The organism is Siphonobacter sp. SORGH_AS_1065, from assembly GCF_030818595.1.
Classification (GTDB): Bacteria; Bacteroidota; Bacteroidia; order Cytophagales; family Spirosomataceae; genus Siphonobacter.
This window is the reverse complement of the sequence record NZ_JAUTAM010000004.1, coordinates 998,775-1,020,010: the sequence shown is the minus strand read 5'-3', so window position 1 is coordinate 1,020,010 and position 21,236 is coordinate 998,775. Positions and strand designations below refer to the sequence as shown.

Here is a 21,236-nt window from a genome sequence, read left to right as displayed (position 1 = left end):
AATACCCATGAACAAGCTCGTGCCTGCTACGTTAAAGCAACATAATCTGCGGCATACCGAAGCCCGGGAAGAAGTGCTTGACTTATTTTATAATAAAAGCTTTGCCCTCTCGCACGGGGGGCTGGAAAGTGAGCTACAGGAGCGTTTCGATCGGGTAACGATTTATCGAACCCTAAAAACCTTTCTGGATAAAGGTATTATTCATAAAGTTCTGGATGATGAAGGAACCGTGAAGTACGCCATGTGCAAAGATGCCTGTCAGTCGGAAGATCATACCCATCATCACGATCATGTGCATTTTAAGTGCCTGTCTTGTGGGCAGACTACTTGTCTGGATCACGTAAAGATACCCAGCCTTGCTTTACCTGAAGGATACAAACGACAGGAGATCAATCTTCTTGTGCAGGGGATCTGCCCCGATTGTAAGTCCTGATAATTGAATACTAATCAGAAAAGCTCCTACCCATAAGGGTGGGAGTTTTTGTTTTATTTGTAGATTTTATTGTGTAATACTTTGAATATTTAACAGAAGTTATTGATTATTAGAACATTAATCATTTTTCAGTAAAAAGAAGATTGAATTAATAGGAGAAGGGACTTCTAAATCGCTGATCAGGTTAACAAAAGTTTGCGTACTTATTTAGAATAAATTTAAATAGATATTTTTCATCTAGTTTTGGCATTTCGGAAAAATCCTGAGTTTGAAGAACAACGATCCGATTGTAGTTTTGTGAGCCCGGAATGGGTCTATACGGGCATCCCGTACTGAAAATAAAAGTTGAAAAGTATTATTATGATCAAACGAGCACTTAGCTACTTCTTCGGGACCGCAACGGCTATCGTTCTGACGTTGTGGAGTAGCACGTCCGGCTTTGCACAGGATCCCGCAAAAGGCGAACAGCTCTTCACCAACAACTGTGCTTCCTGTCACAATGTAGGAGAGCAAAAGCTGATCGGCCCCGGTTTAAAAGACGTTGACAAGCGTCATGACGAAGCCTGGTTAATCAAATGGATTAAAAACCCAGCCGGCATGGTAGCTAGCGGTGACGAAGCAGCTACTAAACTGTACGATCAGTATAAGCCTATTATGATGACCGCCTTCGGAAGCCTTTCCGACGACGACATCAAAAGCATTTTAGCTTACGTTAAAGAAAAGAATTCCGCTCCAGTTGCTACGCCAGGAGGTCCAGCAGTGACGGGTAGCGGCGGCGGTGCTGCTCAAGGCGACGGTGAACAATCATCTGGTTTCTTCGGTATTGTTTTAGTAGCTCTGCTGGTAGTAATGATTCTGATGCTGGTTGCTCTGTTTGGCATCCTGACGGTTCTGAATCGTTTAGCGACAGTTGATCCCTCTTCCCCCGAAGCTCAGAAGATTCCCTTCTTTGCTCGTTTGAAAGAAAGTACTGGCAAACTAGGTAGCAGTCCTGCGTTCCGTACAGGTGCTTTATTATTATTCGTCCTGTTGGCGGGTAAAGCTACTGTAGATGGTATGTACGGAATTGGTATCCACCAGGGTTTTGCTCCTAAGCAACCCATCGCGTTCTCACACAAGCTGCACGCAGGTGAATACAAAATTGACTGTAACTATTGCCATACGGGTGTTAACAAAGGCAAGCAAGCGAATATTCCTTCGCCTAACATCTGTATGAACTGCCATAATGCAATCAAAGGATCTTCCCCTGAAATTCAGAAAATTTACAGAGCTATCGAGAAAGATCAGCCTATCGAGTGGATTCGCGTTCACAACTTACCTGATCTGGCTTACTTCAATCACTCTCAGCACGTAAACGTAGGCGGTCTGCAATGTCAGCAATGCCACGGTGAAGTAGAGAAAATGGAAGTAATCGAACAACGCTCTACACTGACCATGGGCTGGTGTATTGATTGCCACCGTAAAACTAGCGTGAATTCTAAAGACAACCATTACTATGACAAACTGGTTGAGATTCACAAAAAAGACGGTGTTAAAGACATGAAAGTGGCTGACATCGGTGGGCTGGAATGCTCTAAGTGTCACTATTAATATAATAGGGCGGCTCTGATAAAGAGCCGCCTTTCCCCAACACGAGTTTTTCTAATAGAATGGAAAATACTACGAAGCGATACTGGCGAGGAATAGAGGAGTTACGAAACGATCCTGAGTTCGTAAAGAATGCTCATCGCGAATTTGCCGATTCATCTGATATTACCGACGGAGGTGGAACCTACCGTCGTGACTTCCTTAAAATGCTGGGCTTTGGTGTAGCAGCTGTTTCTTTAGCTGCCTGCGAAGCTCCTGTACGGAAAGTTATTCCTTACTTAAACAAACCCGTTGATGTTGAACCAGGGATTGCTAACTGGTACGCATCAACTTTTACTGATGGGGGTGAGTACTGCTCCATTTTGGTGAAAACCCGCGAAGGTCGGCCTATTAAAATTGAGGGTAACCCTCAGTCAAGTATTTCTCAGGGTGGCGTAGGTACTCGCGTACATGCTTCAGTGCTGAGCTTATACGACAACGAAAAACTGCGTGATCCTCAAAAAGGGGGCAAGAAAATTGAGTGGACTGCTTTGGATAAAGAAGTAGCCGCTGGATTAGCTTCTGCTCAGAATATTCGCATCGTCTCTGGTACGATTTTGAGTCCTACGACGAAAGCGGTTATCGAAGCATTCAAAGCGAAATACCCTTCTACGGTTCATGTAGCTTACGACGCCAGTTCTGCTTACGGCTTAACCCAAGTACATGGTGGACAACTACCTGCATTTGATTTCAGTAAAGCTAAAGTTATTGTAAGCCTTGATGCCGATTTCTTAGGTACCTGGATTGCTCCTGACGAATTCTCGAAGCAGTGGGCTGCTGGTCGTAAGTTATCTTCGGCGAAAGGTGGTAATAAGCAAATGTCTCGTCACTATGACTTCAGCACGCTGATGACATTGACGGGTGCTAATGCGGATTACCGGGGTCGTTTGAAGCCTTCTCAGTCCGGCTTAGTAGCTTCTACGTTACTTCGCCTGGTGGGTGGTTCTTCAAGTACGGCTGACGTTAAAGTTGAATTCCTTGAAAAAGCAGCACGTGATCTGAAAGCAGCTGCTCCCGGAACTACACTGGTAGTTTCTGGTTCGAATGATCCTAACGTACAGGTAGTTGTAGCAGAAATCAACCGTATCTTAGGTAACTACGGTACAACGATTGCTGGTACAAGTAACTACAAACAAGGTAATGACGCGGCTTTTGACGGATTTGTAAATGATCTGAAAGGTGGTCGTGTTGACGCGGTTCTGTTCTACGGAGCTAATCCTGTTTACGATAGTCCTCGTGGTAAAGAAATCGCTGACGCCCTTGCTCGTACGAAACTAAGCGTGTCGTTCTCTGATCGTGCGGATGAAACGGCTTCTCTGTGTCAATTCATTGCTCCCGATTCTCACTACTTAGAATCATGGGGTGATGCAGAACCTAAACCAGGGTTCTATTCTATTGTACAGCCTACGATATCAACGATTTTCAATACGCGTCAGGCTCAGTCAAGCTTATTAACGTGGGCTGGACAAAATGCTGATTACTACGAATTCCTGACTCAGAACTGGGCCACGAATATCCTGAAAACAGCTAGCAAAGAAGCCTGGAACAAAGCTGTTTACGAGGGCGTATTTGAGCCTGCTAAAGGTACAGTAGGAGCTGCTCCCGCAGTAACGGGCGATCTGATTACAGCTTTAGGTAAAATCAGTGGTACCTATAAAGCTTCGTCTACCGTACTTGAATTCGTACCTTACGAAAAAGTAGGTATGGGTACTGGTTCTCAGGCTAATAACCCTTGGTTACAAGAATTCCCAGATCCGATTTCAAAAGCTACGTGGGACAACTACGCAGCTATTTCTCAGGCTACTGCGAAGAAATTGGGCGTTCACCAGAATGATATGGTGAAACTGGAAATCGCTGGTAAAGAAGCTATTGAACTTCCCGTTCTGATTCAACCTGGCCAAACTAACGACACCGTATCGGTTGCTATCGGTTACGGTCGTTCGAAAGCAGGTAAAGCAGCAGATGGCGTAGGTAAGAATGTATTCCCCTGGATTAAATCAGTTGGTGCTGAAATTAAGGTAACGCCAACCGGCAGCCAATATAAGTGGGGTATCGGTCAGACTCAAACTCACAACACCGTAATGGCTCGTGAGTCTGTGTTACAAGAAACGATTCTGGCGAAATACCAGGAAAACGTACAGGCTGGCCGCTTTATTCCTAAAATTCAGACTTCTGAAGGAGCAAAAGATGCTACGGACATCACGCTCTGGAATGGTCACGAAAAGAAAAATCACAGCTGGGGAATGGTCATTGACCTGAACCTTTGTACAGGTTGTGGTTCTTGCGTAGTGAGCTGCCAGGCTGAGAACAACGTTCCTGTAGTAGGACGTAAAGAAGTAGTGATGCGTCGTGAAATGCACTGGATTCGCATTGACCGTTACTATTCTTCAGTGCAGCCTAAAGAAGGAGAAAGTGTATTCCAGGAATTAGAAACGCTTGAAATTGCTTCTGATAACCCAGAGGTAGTATTCCAGCCTATGCTTTGCCAGCACTGCTCGAATGCTCCCTGCGAAACGGTATGTCCAGTATTGGCAACGACGCATAGTAATGAAGGTCTTAACCAGATGACGTATAACCGTTGTATTGGTACTCGTTACTGTGCGAACAACTGTCCTTACAAGGTACGTCGTTTTAACTGGTTCAAATATTTTGATGAAGATCGCTTCCCTTATCACTACAACAATGATCTGGGTAAAATGGTCATCAACCCTGAAGTTACTGTACGTAGCCGTGGGGTAATGGAGAAATGTTCATTCTGCGTTCAACGTATTCAGGCGACAAAACTGGCTGCGAAAAAAGAACGTCGCAGACCTTATGCTAACGAAGTACAGGTAGCTTGTTCGCAATCCTGCTCTACGGGTGCGATTATCTTCGGTGATATGAACAACCCAGAAAGCGAAATCTCACAAATTCTGGCAGTGGAACAACAAGGTCGTGCCTTCCACATGCTTGAAGAGATTAACGTGTTGCCACAGATCAGCTACCTGACGAAGATTCGGAATAAGGATGAAGCGGACTCGCAAGCTCCTCATAAAGAGGAAAAGCATAAAGAGAACGAACATAAGCATCCTAAGTCACACGTATAAGTAAGTAAACACTGAGTTCAGACTTGTTCTGGACTCAGTATTCATTCGAAACTCTGAAAATTTAGAAATATGTCACACGTTAGTGCTGTTGTAAGGCCTCCTTTGGTGACTGGTGGGAAATCCTACCACGATATTACCGAGGACGTATGTCGGCAGGTAGAAGGCAAGCCTACTGCTTCGTGGAAAATCGTTTTCGGCATTTCTACTATCGTACTGCTTCTGGGAACTGCTTCAGTATTCTGGACCTGGTGGGACGGTTTAGGAAACTGGGGATTAAATAAAACGGTAGGTTGGGCCTGGGATATTACCAACTTCGTATGGTGGGTAGGTATCGGTCACGCCGGAACGCTGATTTCAGCAATCTTACTTTTATTCCGTCAGAAGTGGCGGACTTCAGTTAACCGTGCTGCGGAAGCAATGACAATTTTCGCGGTTATCTGTGCAGCTAGCTTTATCTTAATGCACGCAGGTCGTGCGTGGTTAGCTTACTGGTGTATCCCTTTCCCTAATACCTACGGTTCAATCTGGGTTAACTTTAACTCTCCGCTGGTATGGGACGTATTCGCTATCTCAACGTACTTCTCAGTATCTTGTTTGTTCTGGTACGTAGGTCTGATTCCTGACCTTGCTACGATTCGCGACCGTGCGAAAAACAAAGTATCCAAATACATCTACGGATTACTCTCCATGGGTTGGAACGGTAATACTAAGACCTGGTTCCGTTACGAATACGTATCGCTGATCTTGGCTGGTATTTCTACTCCTCTGGTACTTTCTGTACACACGATTGTATCGTTTGACTTTGCTACGTCTGTTATTCCAGGCTGGCACACCACGATCTTCCCTCCTTACTTCGTTGCAGGGGCAATTTTCTCTGGCTTCGCCATGGTAAACAACCTGCTGTTGATTATTCGCTGGACCTTTAAGTTACAGGATTACATCACGATCGAGCACATCGAAACGATGAACAAAATCATCACCGTAACGGGATCGATTGTAGGTATCGCTTATATTACTGAGTTCTTCATTGCCGCTTACTCGGGCGTAGAATACGAAAGTTATGCCTTCATTAACCGTGCCTTCGGTCCTTACTGGTGGGCATATTGGGCGATGATGAGCTGTAACGTAATCACTCCTCAGTTCTTCTGGGTTCGTAGCATCCGTCGTAGTATTACCTGGACTTTTGCTCTGTCTGTAGTAGTAAACATCGGTATGTGGTTTGAGCGTTTCGTAATTATCGTAACCTCTCTGCACCGTGATTACCTGCCTTCAAGCTGGGCTATGTTCTCTCCAACAATCATCGATATTGGTGACTACGTATTCACATTCGGTTTATTCTTCTTCCTGTTCCTGCTTTTCGCTAAGTACTTACCCGTAATTAACATGGCGGAAGTAAAAGGAGTAATGAAGAGTTCTTCGGAACGTTTCCCTTACAAAGTGAAACCAAACACGAAGAAACCAGGCGAACACGTGACCGAATAACCTCATTAATAGGATAAAGCATACAATCCGTATTATGGATACTAACAAAAGATTTTTAGTAGGGGTGTACGACGATGATGATGAAGTAATGGCTGCTGTAAAAGCAGTTCGTTCCAGCGGCATCAAAATCCACGATGTATACACGCCCTTCCCCGTTCACGGTTTAGATAAAGCCATTGGGCATCCCCGTACTCGTATTCCTATGGCCGCTTTTATGTTCGGCTGCTTAGGTTTGCTAACCATGTTTGTATTCACATTATACACCATGGCAATTGACTGGCCTATGAATATTGGTGGTAAGGACTTTTATGCCTTCCCTGATTTCATTCCTCCGATGTTTGAGTTTACAGTATTGTTTACTGCATTCGGAATGGTATTTAGCTTCTTTATTACAAATGGTTTATGGTGGGGTAACAAAGCGGTTATTTTCGATCTGCGTAGTACGGACGATAAATTCGTAATGGCTATTGACACCGCTTCTAACCAAAAATCAGAAGCAGAAATCGAGAAAGCTCTTCGTGATACAGGAGCAATTGAGGTGAATGTGAAAGAAGTAATTGAAGAAGAAGCTTAAAAATCCGATAGAACTACCTCTGTGTTTCTATCAGTAATTATCAACTGATTGTACAATGAAAAAATACCTACCGTTTGTGTGGATTGCAGCCTCCCTCGTGGTGGTTGGGCTAGCGTCCCTGAAACGTGATCCTCAGCATCAGGCATGGGAGTTTGCTCCTAACATGTACTATCCAGTAGGATACGAGCCCCTGTCTCAAATTGACGCTAACCCTATTAATAGTGCAACGGGTAAAGGAAATTTGAACATGCGTGTTCCGGTAAAAGGCACGATTCCTCGTCAGTACTTTGCTAGTACAGATGGAGATTCAGTTATTTCCAAATTGGAAAAAATGGACATGATTGCCCGTAACATTGGTCCTAATGACTTGGCTGTCGCTGAAACTGCACTAACTAATCCTTTCCCAACTGATGAGAAAGTGACCAAACAGGGTGAGTTACTTTACGGTCGTTACTGCCTGCATTGCCACGGCGGAAGCGGTAAAGGAGATGGCCCTGTAGGTAAGAAGTATGGTGGGGTACCGGTTTACTCTAGTGATGCATTGAAAGATTTGAATGATGGACATATCTACCACGTAATTACCTACGGAAAAGGACGGATGTGGCCTCACGGTTCTCAGGTTTCTCCTGAAGATCGCTGGAAGATCGTTCAATATGTTCACAAACTTCAGCAAGAACCCTAATCAATCAAGAGAGTTAGTTGTTAATTGTGTTAACGATTGGCGAATAACTGATAACGAATAACGTAAGTATAATGGCAGAGCACAATCACCATTTTGATCCAGCGGAGATGGAAGAATGGTATGACTTTACCTCCTCCTCGAAACGGAAGCTGATTATCGGTATGCTGGCAGGTCTGGCTACTCTTTTGATTGGTGCGTTTTTAGTATCGAAAGGTCTTGGAATCGGAATCGAACATGCCCACGAGCACGCAGAACACGCCGCTCATGGTCATGAAGCTCATCATGGATTACCCGTTTGGGCGAAACGTGTAGTAGCTAACCTTTGGATGAACGCTGAGTTTTTCACAGGTATTTCAGTAATCGGAATGTTCTTCATTGCGATTCAGTACCTTTCGTGGGCGGGATGGTCTTCGATCATCAAACGTATCCCTGAAGCTTTCCCAGCATTCTTACCTTTTTCAGGAGCAGTACTGTTAATTCTTTATTTTGCTTTTGGACAGGAATTGTTCCACTGGCGTCATGAAGGAGTAATGGATCCTGAAAGCGATCATTACGATAAAATCATTGCTGGCAAGAGCTGGTATTTGAATAACGCGTTCTTTGTTATTAGAACGGTACTTTACATTGGTTTATGGTATGGCCTTTGGGTATTCCTGCGGAACCTTTCGAAGCAGGAAGATGAGATCGGTGGAACCGAGTGGTGGTACAAAATGAAAAACCTTTCACGGGCTTTCGTTTTAGTATTTGCCGTTACTTCTTCTACCTGTGCTTGGGACTGGGCTATGTCGATTGATACGCACTGGTTCTCAACGATGTTTGGTTGGTATCACTTTGCTTCATGGCACGTATCAGGCTATGCTGTTATTACTCTGACAGTTATTTTCCTGAAAGAAAAAGGTTACCTGCGTAGTGTAAATGAGAACCACTTACACGATTTAGGTAAATTTATGTTTGCCTTCTCTATCTTCTGGACTTATGTATGGTTCGCTCAATTCCTATTGATCTACTATGCAAACATGCCTGAAGAAACGATCTATTTCCGTGAGCGTTTTAGCGGATACGGTGGAATCTACAAAGCTCCTTTCTTCATTAACTTAATTATGGGCTTCTTGGCTCCATTCTTATGGTTCATGACTCGTGATGCTAAACGTAACTTTACCTTCCTGAAAGTTGGAGCTTGTGCAATCCTGGTGGCTCACTATTTTGATTTCTATCAGATGATGATGCCAGGTATTATGGGTGAACACGGTGGAATTGGTTTGATCGAATGGGGAACGACTCTTTTCTTTGCTTCTGCTTTTGGTTTTGTGATCAACAACCAATTAACGAAGCTTTCGTTAGTGGCTAAAAACCACCCGATGTTAGAAGAAGCTGTTCATCACGATATTTAGTCTAGTATTCGTAGAGCTGTTTTGAAATAGAAAGTATTAAAAACAAAGATTGTCATGGTTTATATCGTTGGTTTGCTAGCGGCGGTTCTTTTGGTACTAACTCTGGTAGTACTGAATAGAATGTCCGTGTTTACCAAAGGATTCGCTTCTGCTCAGGATGCGAATACCCCTGGTATGGCAAACAAAATCAATGCGGCATTATTGCCAATTGTATTCCTGCTTGGAAGTGCTGCCGGAGTTTGGTCTTTCGTTGAGGCGGCTCCTAAATTCCTGCCTTCTCCTTCTTCGGAGCACGGCGTGCATACCGATACGATGTTCTGGTGGTTTATGGCAATTGTTACAACTGCCTTCTTCCTGACTAGTATTTTATTATTCGTATTTGCGTTCAAGTATCAATACGATCCGAAACGTAGAGCTACGTTTTATCCTGTTAACCACCGCCTTGAATTAGCTTGGACCGTAGTTCCTGCTATTGTAATGGCAATCATGGTGTTCATGGGGTGGAGAGTATGGCGTGATATCACTAGCGAAGCACCCGCAGATGCTTATGTAATTGAAGTGACGGGTAAACAGTTTAACTGGATTGCTCGTTATCCCGGTGTCGATAACAACAAGTTAGGTAGTTACAATTACAAGTTAATTGACGCTACTAATGAAGTAGGTATCGATATGACGGATGAGAACTCATTCGATGATGTAATCAGCAATACGCTTTACATTCCTAAAGGTGTTCCCGTTCTTTTGAAAATCCGTGCTCGTGATGTATTGCACAGTGTGTTTTTACCTCACTTACGCGTGAAAATGGATGCCGTTCCTGGTATGCCTACCAAATTCTGGTTTAAGGCTACTAAGTCAACGGACGAAATGAAAGCTGAAACCAATGATCCTAAATTTGAGTACCGTTTGAACTGTACTGAAATTTGTGGTCAGGGGCACTTTTCTATGAAGATGAACGTAGTTGTATTGGAAGAAGAAGACTTTCAGGCTTGGTTGAAGACTCAGAAATCTTTCCTGGCTACCAATGCTAGTTATTTGGATCGTGTACCTGCTCGTTTAAAAGCTAAAGCGATGAAGTATACAGAATCTGGATCGGAAGAAGCTCCTGCTGAAGGAGAAGCTCCCGCTGATAGCACTGCGTCAGCATCCGCTGCTACTGCTTCACTTCGTTAATCTTGTATCTTTAAATCATAACGCGATATGGCAACGGCTGCACTGACTCACGACGCTCATGATGCACACGAGCACGAGCATGAGCATCACGAGCAAAATTTTATTCAGAAATACGTTTTTTCTGAAGACCATAAAATGATTGCTAAGCAATACCTGATTACGGGTATTATCTGGGCTTTCATTGGTGGTTTGCTTTCTATCTTATTCCGTCTTCAGTTAGGTTTCCCTGACATGAAGCTGGACGGACTCCGCTGGCTATTAGGCGAGTGGATCAATCCAGAAGGGAAATTAGAATCTGAGTTCTACCTAGCTCTGGTTACGATGCACGGTACCATCATGGTATTCTTTGTATTGACAGCCGGTTTGAGTGGTACGTTCTCTAACTTCTTGATTCCTCTACAAATTGGTGCTCGTGATATGGCATCGGGCTTCTTAAACATGCTTTCATACTGGTTCTTCTTAGTGGCTAGTATCATCATGTTAAGCTCTCTGTTCATTTCTACAGGTCCAGCAGCGGGCGGTTGGGTAATTTATCCTCCCTTATCTGCTATTCCAACCGCATCGAATGGTTCAGGAATGGGTATGTCGCTATGGCTGGTTGCAATGGCCCTATTCATTGTCTCTCAGTTGATGGGTGGACTTAACTACGTAACGACGATTATCAACTTACGTACTCGTGGTCTTTCATTCAGCAAATTACCTCTGACCATCTGGTCATTTTTCCTGACAGCCGTATTAGGTATTCTTTCATTCCCTGTACTGTTATCAGCAGCTCTGTTACTGATCTTTGATCGTAACTTCGGAACGAGCTTCTATATTTCTGAAATCTACATTGGTGGAGAAGCTCTTCCCCAACAAGGTGGTTCTGCGATCTTATTCCAGCACTTATTCTGGTTCTTAGGTCACCCTGAGGTATACATCGTATTATTACCTGCTTTAGGTATTACTTCAGAAGTTATCGCTACCAACGCACGTAAACCTATTTTCGGTTACCGTGCCATGATTGGCTCGATGTTAGGTATTACGCTGTTAGCGTTCATCGTTTGGGCTCACCACATGTTCGTAACAGGTATGAACCCCTTCTTAGGTTCTGTGTTCATGTTCTTAACGCTGATTATTGCCGTACCTTCAGCAGTAAAAGGCTTTAACTACATTACCACGCTCTGGAGAGGGAACATCGTCTTTACGCCTGCGATGTTGTTCTCTATCGGTCTGGTGTCTCTGTTCATCGCTGGTGGGGTAACGGGTATCATTCTGGGTAATGCTGCTTTGGATATCCAGTTACACGATACCTATTTCGTAGTAGCTCACTTCCACTTGGTAATGGGTTCTGCTTCATTCTTCGGTCTGATGGCAGGGGTTTACCACTGGTTCCCCAAAATGTACGGTCGCATGATGAATAACACTTTAGGTTATATTCACTTCTGGCTGTCATTCATTGGTGTATTCTGTGTATTCTTCCCCATGCACTACATTGGTATCGCTGGTTTCCCACGTCGTTACTACTCATTCTCTACGTACGATATGACGAACTCTTTCGCTGACTTGAACCAGTTCATCAGCGTTGCGGCGATCATAACGTTTGCAGCTCAGGGTATTTTCGCCTTTAACTTCTTCTACTCGATTTTTAAAGGTAAGAAATCGGTTCAAAATCCATGGCGTTCCACTACACTGGAGTGGACTACACCAGTAGTAGTCGGTCACGGCAACTGGGAAGGTCCTATCCCTGCGGTATACCGTTGGCCTTATGACTTCTCGAAACCAGGAGCAGTAGAAGACTTTATTCCTCAGACGGTTCCTTTCTCTGCTACGCCAGAGTCTAACCTGCCTGAAGAAAATGAGCAAATTGCTCTTGAGAAAACAATTGAGGAGTTACACCCTTATCAAAAAGAAGTTTCAGCTAAGTCTGGTGGACACTAAGCCAGAAGCGATTCTAACTTTCAAAAACGGAACCTTACGGGGTTCCGTTTTTTTGTGAGCCTGGCAAAAGGAAAGGTTGAATTTTAAGCAAATACTTAAAGATTAGATTGAAATCTTTTTATCGTTGAAGAAAATTCAGTAGTATCTTTGTAGGCAAGTAACGAAGGGCAGTATGAATTACAGAAAGTTAGGTATTGCTACCATTATTGTTGTTTATCTGGTTGTTGTAGCCGGAGGCGTGGTACGTAGTACAGGTGCAGGAATGGGTTGTCCTGACTGGCCACGCTGTTTTGGTAGCTGGGTTCCTCCCACTGATATATCCCAATTACCCGCCAATTATCAGGAAATTTTCGGAGCGAAACTCAAAGGTGAAGTTCTTTTCAATCCAGTAAAAACATGGACTGAATACGTAAACCGACTGGTAGGAGTATTAGCGGGAATATTTGTTTTTGCTACCTTTATTGCCTCCCTTAAATACTGGAAACGTGACAAGACGATAGTAGGGCTGTCTTTCCTCTCTTTTCTATTAATGGGTTTTCAAGGCTGGTTGGGAGCAAAAGTGGTATCAACTGAGCTGAAACCTCTGATGGTAACCCTGCACATGCTGGTAGCCATCATCATAGTTTTCGTATTGATTTATGCTGTTGCCCGAGCTTATTCTGAGGTTAGTGAAGTTGAAAAAGTAACTCATAAGCCTAAGCTGAATTTTATATTAGCGACGGCTATTATTTTATCAGTGGTTCAAATCCTGATGGGGACGCAGGTACGTGAAGCCATTGATGAAGTAATATTCAGAATTGGTTATGATAACCGCGATCAGTGGATTGAACAAGCCAGCCAATCGGGACTTTGGTTTTATGTACACCGCTCTTTTTCTCTAATCGTATTTGGTTTTCATATTTGGTTCATTCGTTCGTTAATGAAGAATACGAGTCAGAATGGCGTACTGCGATCGTACGGAAAAGCGATGCTAGCTCTGGTAGGGGTAGAAATCCTCACGGGCGTAATCATGGCGTATTTTTCCATTCCTGCGTACTTACAGCCGGTACATTTGACGCTGTCGATTATCATGTTAGGCGTACAGTTTGTAGCCTTTTTATTATTGAATGCCGAGAACGTTTTCGGTAGAATTAATAGGGTAGACGCGGAAGCATTCGCAACGCCCTTACATACGAGCAATGTCCGAAATTAAAACGAGCGTACTGGATCTTACCTGGCAGGAAAAAGCCAAGGCTTACTTCGAGTTACTCAAGCACCGCTTAAGTAGTTACGTAGCCTTATCAGGAACTTTTGGGTATTATCTGGCAGTCAAAGAGATTAACTGGTTTAATCTGATTCTCATCACGATTGCTGGTTTCCTCATTACGGGAGCTTCCAATATAATCAATCAGATTTACGAAAAAGATACTGATTATATGATGAAACGGACGCGAAATCGTCCTTTGCCATCCAATCGGTTGACGGTTACTGAAGCGACCGTGTTCTGCCTGATTTTAACGGTAATCAGTCTTTTTCTGTTTGTTCACTTTTTCAATTTCCGCTCGGCTGTTGTAGCTCTGCTTTCGGTAGTGCTATATGGATTTGTCTATACGCCTCTTAAGCGTTCGGGAGCGATTGCCGTTTTTGCGGGAGCCTTTCCCGGAGCTTTTCCTCCTATGATTGGATGGGTAGCAGCTACCAATGCGTTTGGCTGGGAACCGGGCGTATTATTTGCAATTCAGTTTTTCTGGCAATTTCCTCACTTTTGGGCTTTGGCCTGGATGATTGATAGCGACTATAAGCAAGCGGGCATTCAATTATTACCTTACAACGGAAGTAAAGATCGTAAGACGGCGAAGGCCATTATTGGGTATACTCTTTTCCTGTTACCCTTAGGCTGGATACCCTATGAATTGGGAATTACAGGCATTACCTCGGCCATCCTGGCAACGATAGGAGGTCTGCTCTTCCTGGCTCATGGCATTTACTTATTCCGGGTTGTGAATGATGCCGCCGCCCGTCGATTATTCTTTGTTTCTATATCCTATCTGCCGATCCTACAGATCGTGTTTTTATTAGATAAAGCGTAAACTCATTTAATTCCCACAGGAGTAATCACTGTAGTTATGAATACGGAAGTAACATCGGTAAAAAACTTTACGGAAGAAGCGAAACCTACGTTTTCGTTTAACCCGAAAAAATTTATGCTTTGGCTGGCTATAGCCAGTATTACCATGTCTTTTGCTGGTTGGACGAGTGCGTATCTGGTTCGCCGGGCAGAAGGAAACTGGTTAGAGTTTGAAATCCCCATGATTTTCTGGTATAGCACAGGGGTATTGCTGATTAGTAGCATTTTTATGCATTTATCAGTACGTGCTGCAAAAAAAGACCAATTTGGTCCTCTGAAAACAGCGATTTCGATTACTTTTGCACTCGGCTTGGTCTTTCTTTACTTACAGGTTCAGGGATTTTATGAATTGGTAAGCCAGAAGCTATTCCTCGTCGGCAATCCAGCAGTTTCTTTTTTTGATGTTTTAATTTTCATTCACGGTTTGCACGTCATCAGTGGCTTGATTGTTTTGATCGTCTCTTTTGTGTCGGCCTGGCAAATGAAGATTCATTCTAAAAATAGAAACCGTATCGAGATGGCTGCCATGTATTGGCATTTTCTGGATGGATTGTGGTTATACCTGTTTGTCTTCCTTTTGAATTTTCGGTAGAACAAACGCCTCGGTGATTTATTCACCAAACGTCTCTCAACGGAGCGAAAAAACGAAATTATTAACTGTAAACCGAATTAGCGTACATGGCAACACACGCTGCTGCTGAACCGAAACAACTATGGCTGGGTGGTGCTGAACCAATGAAGGCCAGCTATGGTAAATTGATGATGTGGATCTTCCTTGTATCGGATGCATTTACATTCTCTGGATTACTCATTGCTTACGGCTTAGTCCGTTATAGTCACCCTGCATTCGAGGGAGAGCCAAAAGATTTCGTTTTTTCTACGGAATACTGGCCTGTTCCTGAAAAAGTATTTGAGGCAGTACCCTTCTTCCACGGTTATCAGTTACCCCTGGTTTTCGTAGGTATCATGACGTTCATTCTGATCTTCAGTTCTGTAACGATGGTATTGGCGGTTGAAGCAGGACACCGCAAAGACAAAGCAGATGTAGAGAAATGGATGCTTTGGACGATTTTAGGTGGTATTACTTTCTTAGGTTCTCAGGCTTGGGAGTGGGGTCACTTTATTACCGGAACAGACAAGCCAACCATTGTAACCGACATCATCAACGGAGTACAGGTAACTAAAGAAGTATTTGGAGCTAATTTACACGTCAACCAATACGGTCCTCAGCCATTTGCTGATTTCTTCTTCTTCATTACAGGTTTCCACGGAACGCACGTAACGTCGGGAGTTATCCTGAACATCATCATCTTCTTCAACGTTTGTATGGGATTATACGAGCGTCGTGGACATTATGAAATGGTTGAAAAAGTAGGTCTTTACTGGCACTTTGTAGACTTGGTTTGGGTCTTCGTATTTACATTCTTCTATCTGGTTTAATTGAAAAGCATAAGTCGTCATGGCATCTGAATATAACGAGTTTATCGAGAAGGACGGTAAGATGGTTGCTAAGCCTCAGACCAAAGCCATCTGGAAAACCTTTTGGATTTTATTAATCATTACTGTATTGGAATTCGTGGTAGCATTCTCGCTACCTCACCATTATCACATTTTGAAGGTAGCCATCTTCGTAGGTATGACGCTTATTAAAGCGGCTTACATCATGGGCGACTTCATGCACTTATCGCAGGAAACAAAAGGTCTTTTCTGGACCATCTTGGTTCCCATCGTATTTATTGCATGGTTAGTGCTGGCTCTTTTACTAGAAGGTGGTTTTATATCTACTTACTAATAACATTAATATGTACTTTTGTGCATATTAAGAGAGCTAGTTATGTGGAATTTTAAAAAAGCCGGAATCCTGACTCTCATGTTGGTGATTCCGGTTTTGTTTTTTTTGTGGATTCGTTTTGGGGGCGTAAATCATTATACTTTACCCCGTTACTTCCCCCTGCGTGATTCAGTGACGAATCAGGTAACAATTGTAAAAAATGGTCCTGACCGCGAATGGTGGGAGCCTGAACAGGATACGCTTTTCCATACCATTCCAGATTTTCATTTATGGAATCAGGATAGTGTAGCTGTCGATAGAAACCTGATTAAAGGAAAAATTGTAGTAGCAGATTTCTTCTTTAGCCGTTGCCCAACGATTTGCCCTAAAATGTCGAGTCAATTGAATCGGATTCAGGATGTATTTCTGAATTATCCCGAAGTTCTGCTTGTTTCGCATTCTATTGATCCCGTTCATGATACACCGTCGGTGTTGAAAGCCTACGCCAAACGTTATGATGCGGAAACTAATAAATGGGTATTTCTGACAGGGGATAAATCCCAGATTTACCAGCTAGCGATAAAAGGCTACAAACTGGCTGTTCAGGATGACGCTCCAAAAACGGGCTCGGATGAAACTTTCACGCACGACAGTAAGTTGGTTTTAGTGGATAAGGAAGGCGTGATCCGAGGTTATTACGACGCAGAAGATAAAGAAGAAGTGGATCGTCTGATTCTGGAAATACGGGTATTGCAGGATATTTACAAAAAACGAGAATCAAAATGAGTCAGTTAATTATACCCCAAGAAAAGCAGAAGAGCTATCTGATGTGGATTCGCATTTTATCCTTTGCGATTCCTATTGCGGTGGCCGTTTTACTGAACCCTCGTGTACCTAAAGTAAATTTAGGAGAGTGGACCAAGATATTACCCCATTTAAACGCGGCTATTAATACCACCACTTCAATTCTATTACTGGCAGGTTACATCTTTATTAAAAAGGGAAACATTGCCGGGCACCGTAGAAGTATGCAGGCGGCTTTTGTGCTGGGATCGTTGTTTCTGGTAAGTTATGTACTGTATCACCTGACCACCGAATCAACGAAGTTTGGTGGTGAAGGGGCGTTTATTCGCGGCTTTTACTATACTATTTTAGTGACGCATATTGTACTATCGGTAGTAGTTGTGCCGTTCGTTTTATTGGCAGTATACTATGCCTGGAGTAATCAGATCCCACGGCATAAACGTATCGTGAAGGTTACGTATCCTTTATGGTTATATGTGTCAGTAACTGGTGTCATTGCTTATTTAATGATTAGTCCTTATTACCACTCATGAAAAAACTCATTGCCGCTTTTGTATTGCTCCTTTGGAGTTCTACGATGAGCTTTGCTCAATGTGCCATGTGCCGGGCTTCTGTGGAAAGTACCTACAGCGATGGGCATTACTTAAATGGTTCTGGACTCAATACCGGCATTCTATACTTACTGGTTATGCCTTATTTGTTAGTAGCTCTGATTGCCTATTTGTGGTACAAAGGTAGCCGCAAAGAGCATGCTCAGAAACTGGCTCTGTGGGAACGAATGAAGAGTATTACCCAGTCTTAAGAACTTTGTGATTAGATTTATTGCCTGATAATAGCCTCCTGAACTTCGGTCAGGAGGTTTTATTTTTAGCAAACCCAAAAGATAGAGTTAGTAAGTTTCTGGGAATCAAAAGGATAAAAAAATAATGAACGTGAAAAGCAATATTTTTAAAATTAGTTAAACAAATTATGCAACCCTTTCTAATGGATGTGCATCTGTCTTGCAGGTAACTAGCCTTAGACCGAGTCCCGTGAAAATCTTATCTTTATTTCAAACAGAAGAACAACTGGTAAAAGCCTGTCAAAAGGGCGACCCCAGAGCTCAACGGAGGGTATATGATAAATATTCCAGCCGGATGAATGCTGTTTGTCGGAGATATTTTAAAGATGAGTACGAAGCGGAGGAATGCATGATTGAAGCCTTCGTCAAAGTTTTTGAGAAGATTAGTCAGTTTAAATTAGAAGGTAGTTTTGAAGGTTGGATTCGCCGGATTGTAGTAAATGAATGTTTGATGGCTCTACGAGCAAAAAAACAGATGGGGAATCAGATGAGTTATGATGATATAATCTATGAACCTAATCCGCAATTGCCTGAAACGTCATTAGAAGCTCAGGACCTTTTAAAGCTGGTTGAACAATTGCCGGTAGGTTACCGAACCGTATTCAACCTGTATGCCATTGATGGGTATACGCATGAAGAAATCGGTCAGAGTTTGGGAATTACGGAGAGTACATCTAAATCGCAACTACACCGGGCCAGAGCTTTGTTGCAACGCATGATTGCTGAAAGCGATACCCGGTTGTCAATAAATTATTAAGCTTATGAAACAGCCAAAAGAAAATCATCCGATTGATGAGTTGTTTGCCAGAAAGCTAAAAAACCATGAGCAGGCACCGCAATCTCAATCGTGGGAAAAGATACAGAGCCGACTCAACTCCAGCTATACCCAGCGTAGAGGCTTGCCCCTTTGGGCCAAGTATTCTGCTGCGGCTTCCATTGCTTTATTAATGATGGCAGGTTGGTGGTTCCAGAAAGCGAGTCAGCCTAACTCGCAGGAGTTAGCGGTGCAACAGCCTAAGGCAATTACTGCTCTTAAAGTTGTTACTCCTGAACCAGCTTTTACCCCTGAGACGGAAGTGGCAATAGCTACTGAGGAAGGTCGCACGGCACAAGAGAAGCCTCAGGTACAGGAATCTAAAGTAAAGGTAGTGCCTAACAAGAACACTCGTCCGGTACCAAGTCAGGATAAAATGACTCTTGAGGCAGTCCCGGTGGTAGAATCAGTAGCCAGAAACGAAGCCGAGGTAAAGGCACCTACACCAGTAACTATAGAAATACCTAAAGCCACAGAAGTGGCAGTGTCTAAGCCAGAAAAGCCTGAGGAAGACAAGACCTTTATTGTTAAAGTAGTTGAATCGGAAATCGCAGCGGTAGATGTTAAGGATGAAAAGCCTGCCAGGAAGAAGAAATTTTTCTCCAGAATAGCTAAAAGCCTGAAGCATATCCAGGAGGGCGAATGGAAAGAAGTGGGATTAGATGGAAAAGCTATCCTGGCCCGGACAGAAGATAATATTTTTAAGAAGCACTAAGCAACTTTTGCTCCTTCAGTTACATCTGAAAAGTAAATCCTTTGAATTAAGAACATGAAACGCATCGTATTCGCTTTGCTTGCCGTTTTAGGAACGTTCGGAATCGCTTCTGCCAAAGAGGTTCAAAAAGATTCCATTATAGTGGTGATGGGGGATAATTCCCGGATTATTATTTACGGTGAGAATAAAGAGGAACTTAAGAAGTTACTCCATTATGATGTAAATAAGTTATTGAAGGATGTAGGAGCTAAAATTGACGCAGCTGATTCCAACGGGACGACTCGTATTGTATTGGATGAAATCAACGGGGAGCAGTATTTAATGAATGAAACAGTAATTGAACGTAACGGGTATAAGATTACCGCTAAAGGTGATACCATTCGTTACACCAAAAGAACCGTAAAAAAGACCCGTCCCTGGTGGCAAAATGATCAGGACAATTTTGTTATTTCCATCGGTTTGAATGCGTACGGCAGTAAAGAGAATACGGCGGCTTACCCGAATCCAGATGATTATGACCTTCGACCTCTGGGCTCTCGTTACTTTGCTTTAGGCTTTTACCGTAATCCTACGTTAGTGAAAGGTCAGGATGCCGCTTTACGAGTAAGGCTAGGGTTGGAATTTTCCTGGTATAACTTCATGTTTGATGGGGATAAGGTAGCTTACAAAGGAGAAGAACGAGTAGAATTCCGGGAGTTTGGGCAACCGCTCCGGAAAAATAAATTAACCGTTTGTTATATAACGGTTCCAGTTATGCCAAGCATTGCGATTCGAAAAGGAGTCATATCGCACATTGGGGCAGGAGGGTATGTAGGCTATCGGCTGGACAGCTATACCAAGACTAAAACAGAAAATGGCAAAAAAGACCATAACCATGGAGGGTACTGGCTAAACGATTTTCGCTACGGATTAATGGCTGAGATTGGTTTCCGTAACTCGGTGGATTTGTTCTTCCAATATGACCTGAACGAGTTATATCAGGTAGCTCGTGGACCGCAGGTACAGGCAGTCAGTTTTGGCGTGCGTCTGAATTAAACGAAGGAAATACGAGAGAAAGGGAGCTATTCTAAAAAGATGGCTCCCTTTTTTTATAGATTTTTTTTTGATGGATTGCTCTGAAAATGAAAGAATTAAGAGGAATGGAAGATTGAATTCCGTAAAAAAGTATAAGTTTTTTTGAGTCACCTCTTGACAAGGGCTCGAGAACGCTATACTTTTGCAACTCCAAACCGGAAGGTAAAACAAAACTTACTCGAAGGAAGGGGAGAAAACGTTCTTTAATACAAGCTTAGTAACATCTCATTTGGGGCGATACCAGAGTGGCCAAATGGGGCAGACTGTAAATCTGCTGGCGTCAGCCTACGGTGGTTCGAATCCATCTCGCCCCACAATTTCAATGACTATTGATTGTGTAAGTGTATTATAAAATCGATAGTCATTTTTAGTAAATGCGGGCGTAGCTCAGTTGGTAGAGCGGCAGCCTTCCAAGCTGCAGGTCGCGGGTTCGAGCCTCGTCGCCCGCTCAATAAGTTGAGCGTAACATTTTAAAGTTATTTCGCTTTCGTAGCGATAAAACAGTTTCTACTACGTTCATAAGATTTACAAGTTACGCGATAATTGATTTACGTAACGTTCTCTCGTAAATCCTTTCTCAAGCTTGTAAATTTAAGATTTTAGAGTATTGCCTTTGTAGCTCAGGGGTAGAGCACTTCCTTGGTAAGGAAGAGGTCAGGGGTTCAAATCCCCTCAAAGGCTCTGAAACTTTCGGTCCGAGTTTTAGGTTGAAAGATCAGATATTGCGAAATCCCTCTCCGTATAGA

General features: G+C 43.2%; 20 protein-coding genes and 3 tRNA genes. All 23 read left to right on the top strand.

The genetic code is table 11. The annotated features are described in order from the left end of the window. Positions 1-7: 7 nt before the first annotated feature. The 23 genes from QE390_RS04955 (at position 8) to QE390_RS04845 (ending at position 21,171) form a co-directional block, all read left to right on the top strand. On the top strand, positions 8-433 hold the full coding sequence (locus QE390_RS04955) for a Fur family transcriptional regulator (protein ID WP_307141317.1): 426 nt from the start codon (positions 8-10) through the stop codon (positions 431-433). A gap of 360 nt (positions 434-793) precedes the next feature. Next, positions 794-2,023: a cytochrome c3 family protein gene (locus QE390_RS04950; RefSeq protein WP_307141316.1), complete on the top strand. Its 1,230-nt coding sequence runs from the start codon at positions 794-796 to the stop codon at positions 2,021-2,023. Between the two features lie 59 nt (positions 2,024-2,082). Then, a complete protein-coding gene (locus QE390_RS04945) occupies positions 2,083-5,145 on the top strand; it encodes a TAT-variant-translocated molybdopterin oxidoreductase (RefSeq protein WP_307141315.1) in 3,063 nt (1,020 codons plus the stop codon). Between the two features lie 69 nt (positions 5,146-5,214). After that, positions 5,215-6,627 (top strand): NrfD/PsrC family molybdoenzyme membrane anchor subunit, encoded by a 1,413-nt coding sequence (gene nrfD / locus QE390_RS04940; RefSeq protein ID WP_106637213.1) that lies wholly within the window; start codon positions 5,215-5,217, stop codon positions 6,625-6,627. Positions 6,628-6,661: 34 nt separating this feature from the next. Then, positions 6,662-7,201, top strand: a complete 540-nt coding sequence (locus QE390_RS04935) for a DUF3341 domain-containing protein (RefSeq protein ID WP_106637214.1) — start codon at positions 6,662-6,664, stop codon at positions 7,199-7,201. A 55-nt stretch (positions 7,202-7,256) separates the two neighbouring features. Next, positions 7,257-7,883 carry a cytochrome c gene (locus tag QE390_RS04930; RefSeq protein WP_106637215.1) on the top strand — a complete coding sequence of 209 codons (627 nt, stop codon included), beginning with the start codon at positions 7,257-7,259 and terminating at the stop codon, positions 7,881-7,883. Positions 7,884-7,954: 71 nt separating this feature from the next. Further along, positions 7,955-9,274, top strand: a complete 1,320-nt coding sequence (locus tag QE390_RS04925; protein ID WP_106637216.1) for a quinol:cytochrome C oxidoreductase — start codon at positions 7,955-7,957, stop codon at positions 9,272-9,274. Positions 9,275-9,328: 54 nt separating this feature from the next. Further along, positions 9,329-10,444, top strand: a complete 1,116-nt coding sequence (locus tag QE390_RS04920) for a cytochrome c oxidase subunit II (protein ID WP_106637217.1) — start codon at positions 9,329-9,331, stop codon at positions 10,442-10,444. A gap of 27 nt (positions 10,445-10,471) precedes the next feature. Beyond that, the gene (locus QE390_RS04915) at positions 10,472-12,364 is read left to right on the top strand and encodes a cbb3-type cytochrome c oxidase subunit I (protein ID WP_106637218.1); all 1,893 of its coding nucleotides are present in this window, start codon (positions 10,472-10,474) and stop codon (positions 12,362-12,364) included. A gap of 172 nt (positions 12,365-12,536) precedes the next feature. After that, complete coding sequence (locus QE390_RS04910; protein WP_307141314.1) at positions 12,537-13,556, top strand: heme A synthase; 1,020 nt, start codon at positions 12,537-12,539, stop codon at positions 13,554-13,556. Beyond that, positions 13,543-14,433: a heme o synthase gene (cyoE, locus tag QE390_RS04905; protein WP_106637220.1), complete on the top strand. Its 891-nt coding sequence runs from the start codon at positions 13,543-13,545 to the stop codon at positions 14,431-14,433. The genes QE390_RS04910 and cyoE overlap by 14 nt, the downstream gene beginning before the upstream one ends. A 36-nt stretch (positions 14,434-14,469) precedes the next feature. Then, on the top strand, positions 14,470-15,063 hold the full coding sequence (locus QE390_RS04900) for a cytochrome c oxidase subunit 3 (RefSeq protein WP_106637221.1): 594 nt from the start codon (positions 14,470-14,472) through the stop codon (positions 15,061-15,063). An 86-nt stretch (positions 15,064-15,149) separates the two neighbouring features. Beyond that, positions 15,150-15,911, top strand: coding sequence for a cytochrome c oxidase subunit 3 (locus QE390_RS04895; RefSeq protein ID WP_232793732.1), 762 nt, complete (start codon positions 15,150-15,152; stop codon positions 15,909-15,911). 19 nt (positions 15,912-15,930) lie between these two features. Beyond that, a complete protein-coding gene (locus QE390_RS04890) occupies positions 15,931-16,263 on the top strand; it encodes a cytochrome C oxidase subunit IV family protein (RefSeq protein ID WP_198555262.1) in 333 nt (110 codons plus the stop codon). A gap of 42 nt (positions 16,264-16,305) precedes the next feature. Next, positions 16,306-17,028, top strand: a complete 723-nt coding sequence (locus tag QE390_RS04885) for an SCO family protein (RefSeq protein WP_307141313.1) — start codon at positions 16,306-16,308, stop codon at positions 17,026-17,028. Next, positions 17,025-17,579: a DUF420 domain-containing protein gene (locus QE390_RS04880; RefSeq protein WP_106637223.1), complete on the top strand. Its 555-nt coding sequence runs from the start codon at positions 17,025-17,027 to the stop codon at positions 17,577-17,579. The genes QE390_RS04885 and QE390_RS04880 overlap by 4 nt, the downstream gene beginning before the upstream one ends. Next, entirely contained in the window at positions 17,576-17,848 is a 273-nt protein-coding gene (locus QE390_RS04875) for a hypothetical protein (protein WP_106637224.1), read from the top strand. The genes QE390_RS04880 and QE390_RS04875 overlap by 4 nt, the downstream gene beginning before the upstream one ends. A gap of 229 nt (positions 17,849-18,077) precedes the next feature. Continuing rightward, positions 18,078-18,644 carry an RNA polymerase sigma factor gene (locus QE390_RS04870; RefSeq protein WP_307141312.1) on the top strand — a complete coding sequence of 189 codons (567 nt, stop codon included), beginning with the start codon at positions 18,078-18,080 and terminating at the stop codon, positions 18,642-18,644. 4 nt (positions 18,645-18,648) lie between these two features. Further along, positions 18,649-19,416: a hypothetical protein gene (locus QE390_RS04865; RefSeq protein WP_307141311.1), complete on the top strand. Its 768-nt coding sequence runs from the start codon at positions 18,649-18,651 to the stop codon at positions 19,414-19,416. Between the two features lie 54 nt (positions 19,417-19,470). Then, positions 19,471-20,451 carry an outer membrane beta-barrel protein gene (locus QE390_RS04860; RefSeq protein ID WP_307141310.1) on the top strand — a complete coding sequence of 327 codons (981 nt, stop codon included), beginning with the start codon at positions 19,471-19,473 and terminating at the stop codon, positions 20,449-20,451. A gap of 270 nt (positions 20,452-20,721) precedes the next feature. After that, a tRNA-Tyr gene (locus QE390_RS04855) sits at positions 20,722-20,804 on the top strand. A gap of 62 nt (positions 20,805-20,866) precedes the next feature. Beyond that, a tRNA-Gly gene (locus QE390_RS04850) sits at positions 20,867-20,939 on the top strand. 160 nt (positions 20,940-21,099) lie between these two features. Continuing rightward, positions 21,100-21,171, top strand: a tRNA-Thr gene (locus QE390_RS04845). Positions 21,172-21,236: the final 65 nt, after the last annotated feature.

Bases quoted from the DNA above. Each gene is read 5' to 3' on its own strand.
- QE390_RS04955 (WP_307141317.1), top strand. From the start codon at position 8: ATGAACAAGCTCGTGCCTGCTACGTTAAAGCAACATAATCTGCGGCAT.
- QE390_RS04950 (WP_307141316.1), top strand. From the start codon at position 794: ATGATCAAACGAGCACTTAGCTACTTCTTCGGGACCGCAACGGCTATC.
- QE390_RS04945 (WP_307141315.1), top strand. From the start codon at position 2,083: ATGGAAAATACTACGAAGCGATACTGGCGAGGAATAGAGGAGTTACGA.
- nrfD (WP_106637213.1), top strand. From the start codon at position 5,215: ATGTCACACGTTAGTGCTGTTGTAAGGCCTCCTTTGGTGACTGGTGGG.
- QE390_RS04935 (WP_106637214.1), top strand. From the start codon at position 6,662: ATGGATACTAACAAAAGATTTTTAGTAGGGGTGTACGACGATGATGAT.
- QE390_RS04930 (WP_106637215.1), top strand. From the start codon at position 7,257: ATGAAAAAATACCTACCGTTTGTGTGGATTGCAGCCTCCCTCGTGGTG.
- QE390_RS04925 (WP_106637216.1), top strand. From the start codon at position 7,955: ATGGCAGAGCACAATCACCATTTTGATCCAGCGGAGATGGAAGAATGG.
- QE390_RS04920 (WP_106637217.1), top strand. From the start codon at position 9,329: ATGGTTTATATCGTTGGTTTGCTAGCGGCGGTTCTTTTGGTACTAACT.
- QE390_RS04915 (WP_106637218.1), top strand. From the start codon at position 10,472: ATGGCAACGGCTGCACTGACTCACGACGCTCATGATGCACACGAGCAC.
- QE390_RS04910 (WP_307141314.1), top strand. From the start codon at position 12,537: ATGAATTACAGAAAGTTAGGTATTGCTACCATTATTGTTGTTTATCTG.
- cyoE (WP_106637220.1), top strand. From the start codon at position 13,543: ATGTCCGAAATTAAAACGAGCGTACTGGATCTTACCTGGCAGGAAAAA.
- QE390_RS04900 (WP_106637221.1), top strand. From the start codon at position 14,470: ATGAATACGGAAGTAACATCGGTAAAAAACTTTACGGAAGAAGCGAAA.
- QE390_RS04895 (WP_232793732.1), top strand. From the start codon at position 15,150: ATGGCAACACACGCTGCTGCTGAACCGAAACAACTATGGCTGGGTGGT.
- QE390_RS04890 (WP_198555262.1), top strand. From the start codon at position 15,931: ATGGCATCTGAATATAACGAGTTTATCGAGAAGGACGGTAAGATGGTT.
- QE390_RS04885 (WP_307141313.1), top strand. From the start codon at position 16,306: ATGTGGAATTTTAAAAAAGCCGGAATCCTGACTCTCATGTTGGTGATT.
- QE390_RS04880 (WP_106637223.1), top strand. From the start codon at position 17,025: ATGAGTCAGTTAATTATACCCCAAGAAAAGCAGAAGAGCTATCTGATG.
- QE390_RS04875 (WP_106637224.1), top strand. From the start codon at position 17,576: ATGAAAAAACTCATTGCCGCTTTTGTATTGCTCCTTTGGAGTTCTACG.
- QE390_RS04865 (WP_307141311.1), top strand. From the start codon at position 18,649: ATGAAACAGCCAAAAGAAAATCATCCGATTGATGAGTTGTTTGCCAGA.
- QE390_RS04860 (WP_307141310.1), top strand. From the start codon at position 19,471: ATGAAACGCATCGTATTCGCTTTGCTTGCCGTTTTAGGAACGTTCGGA.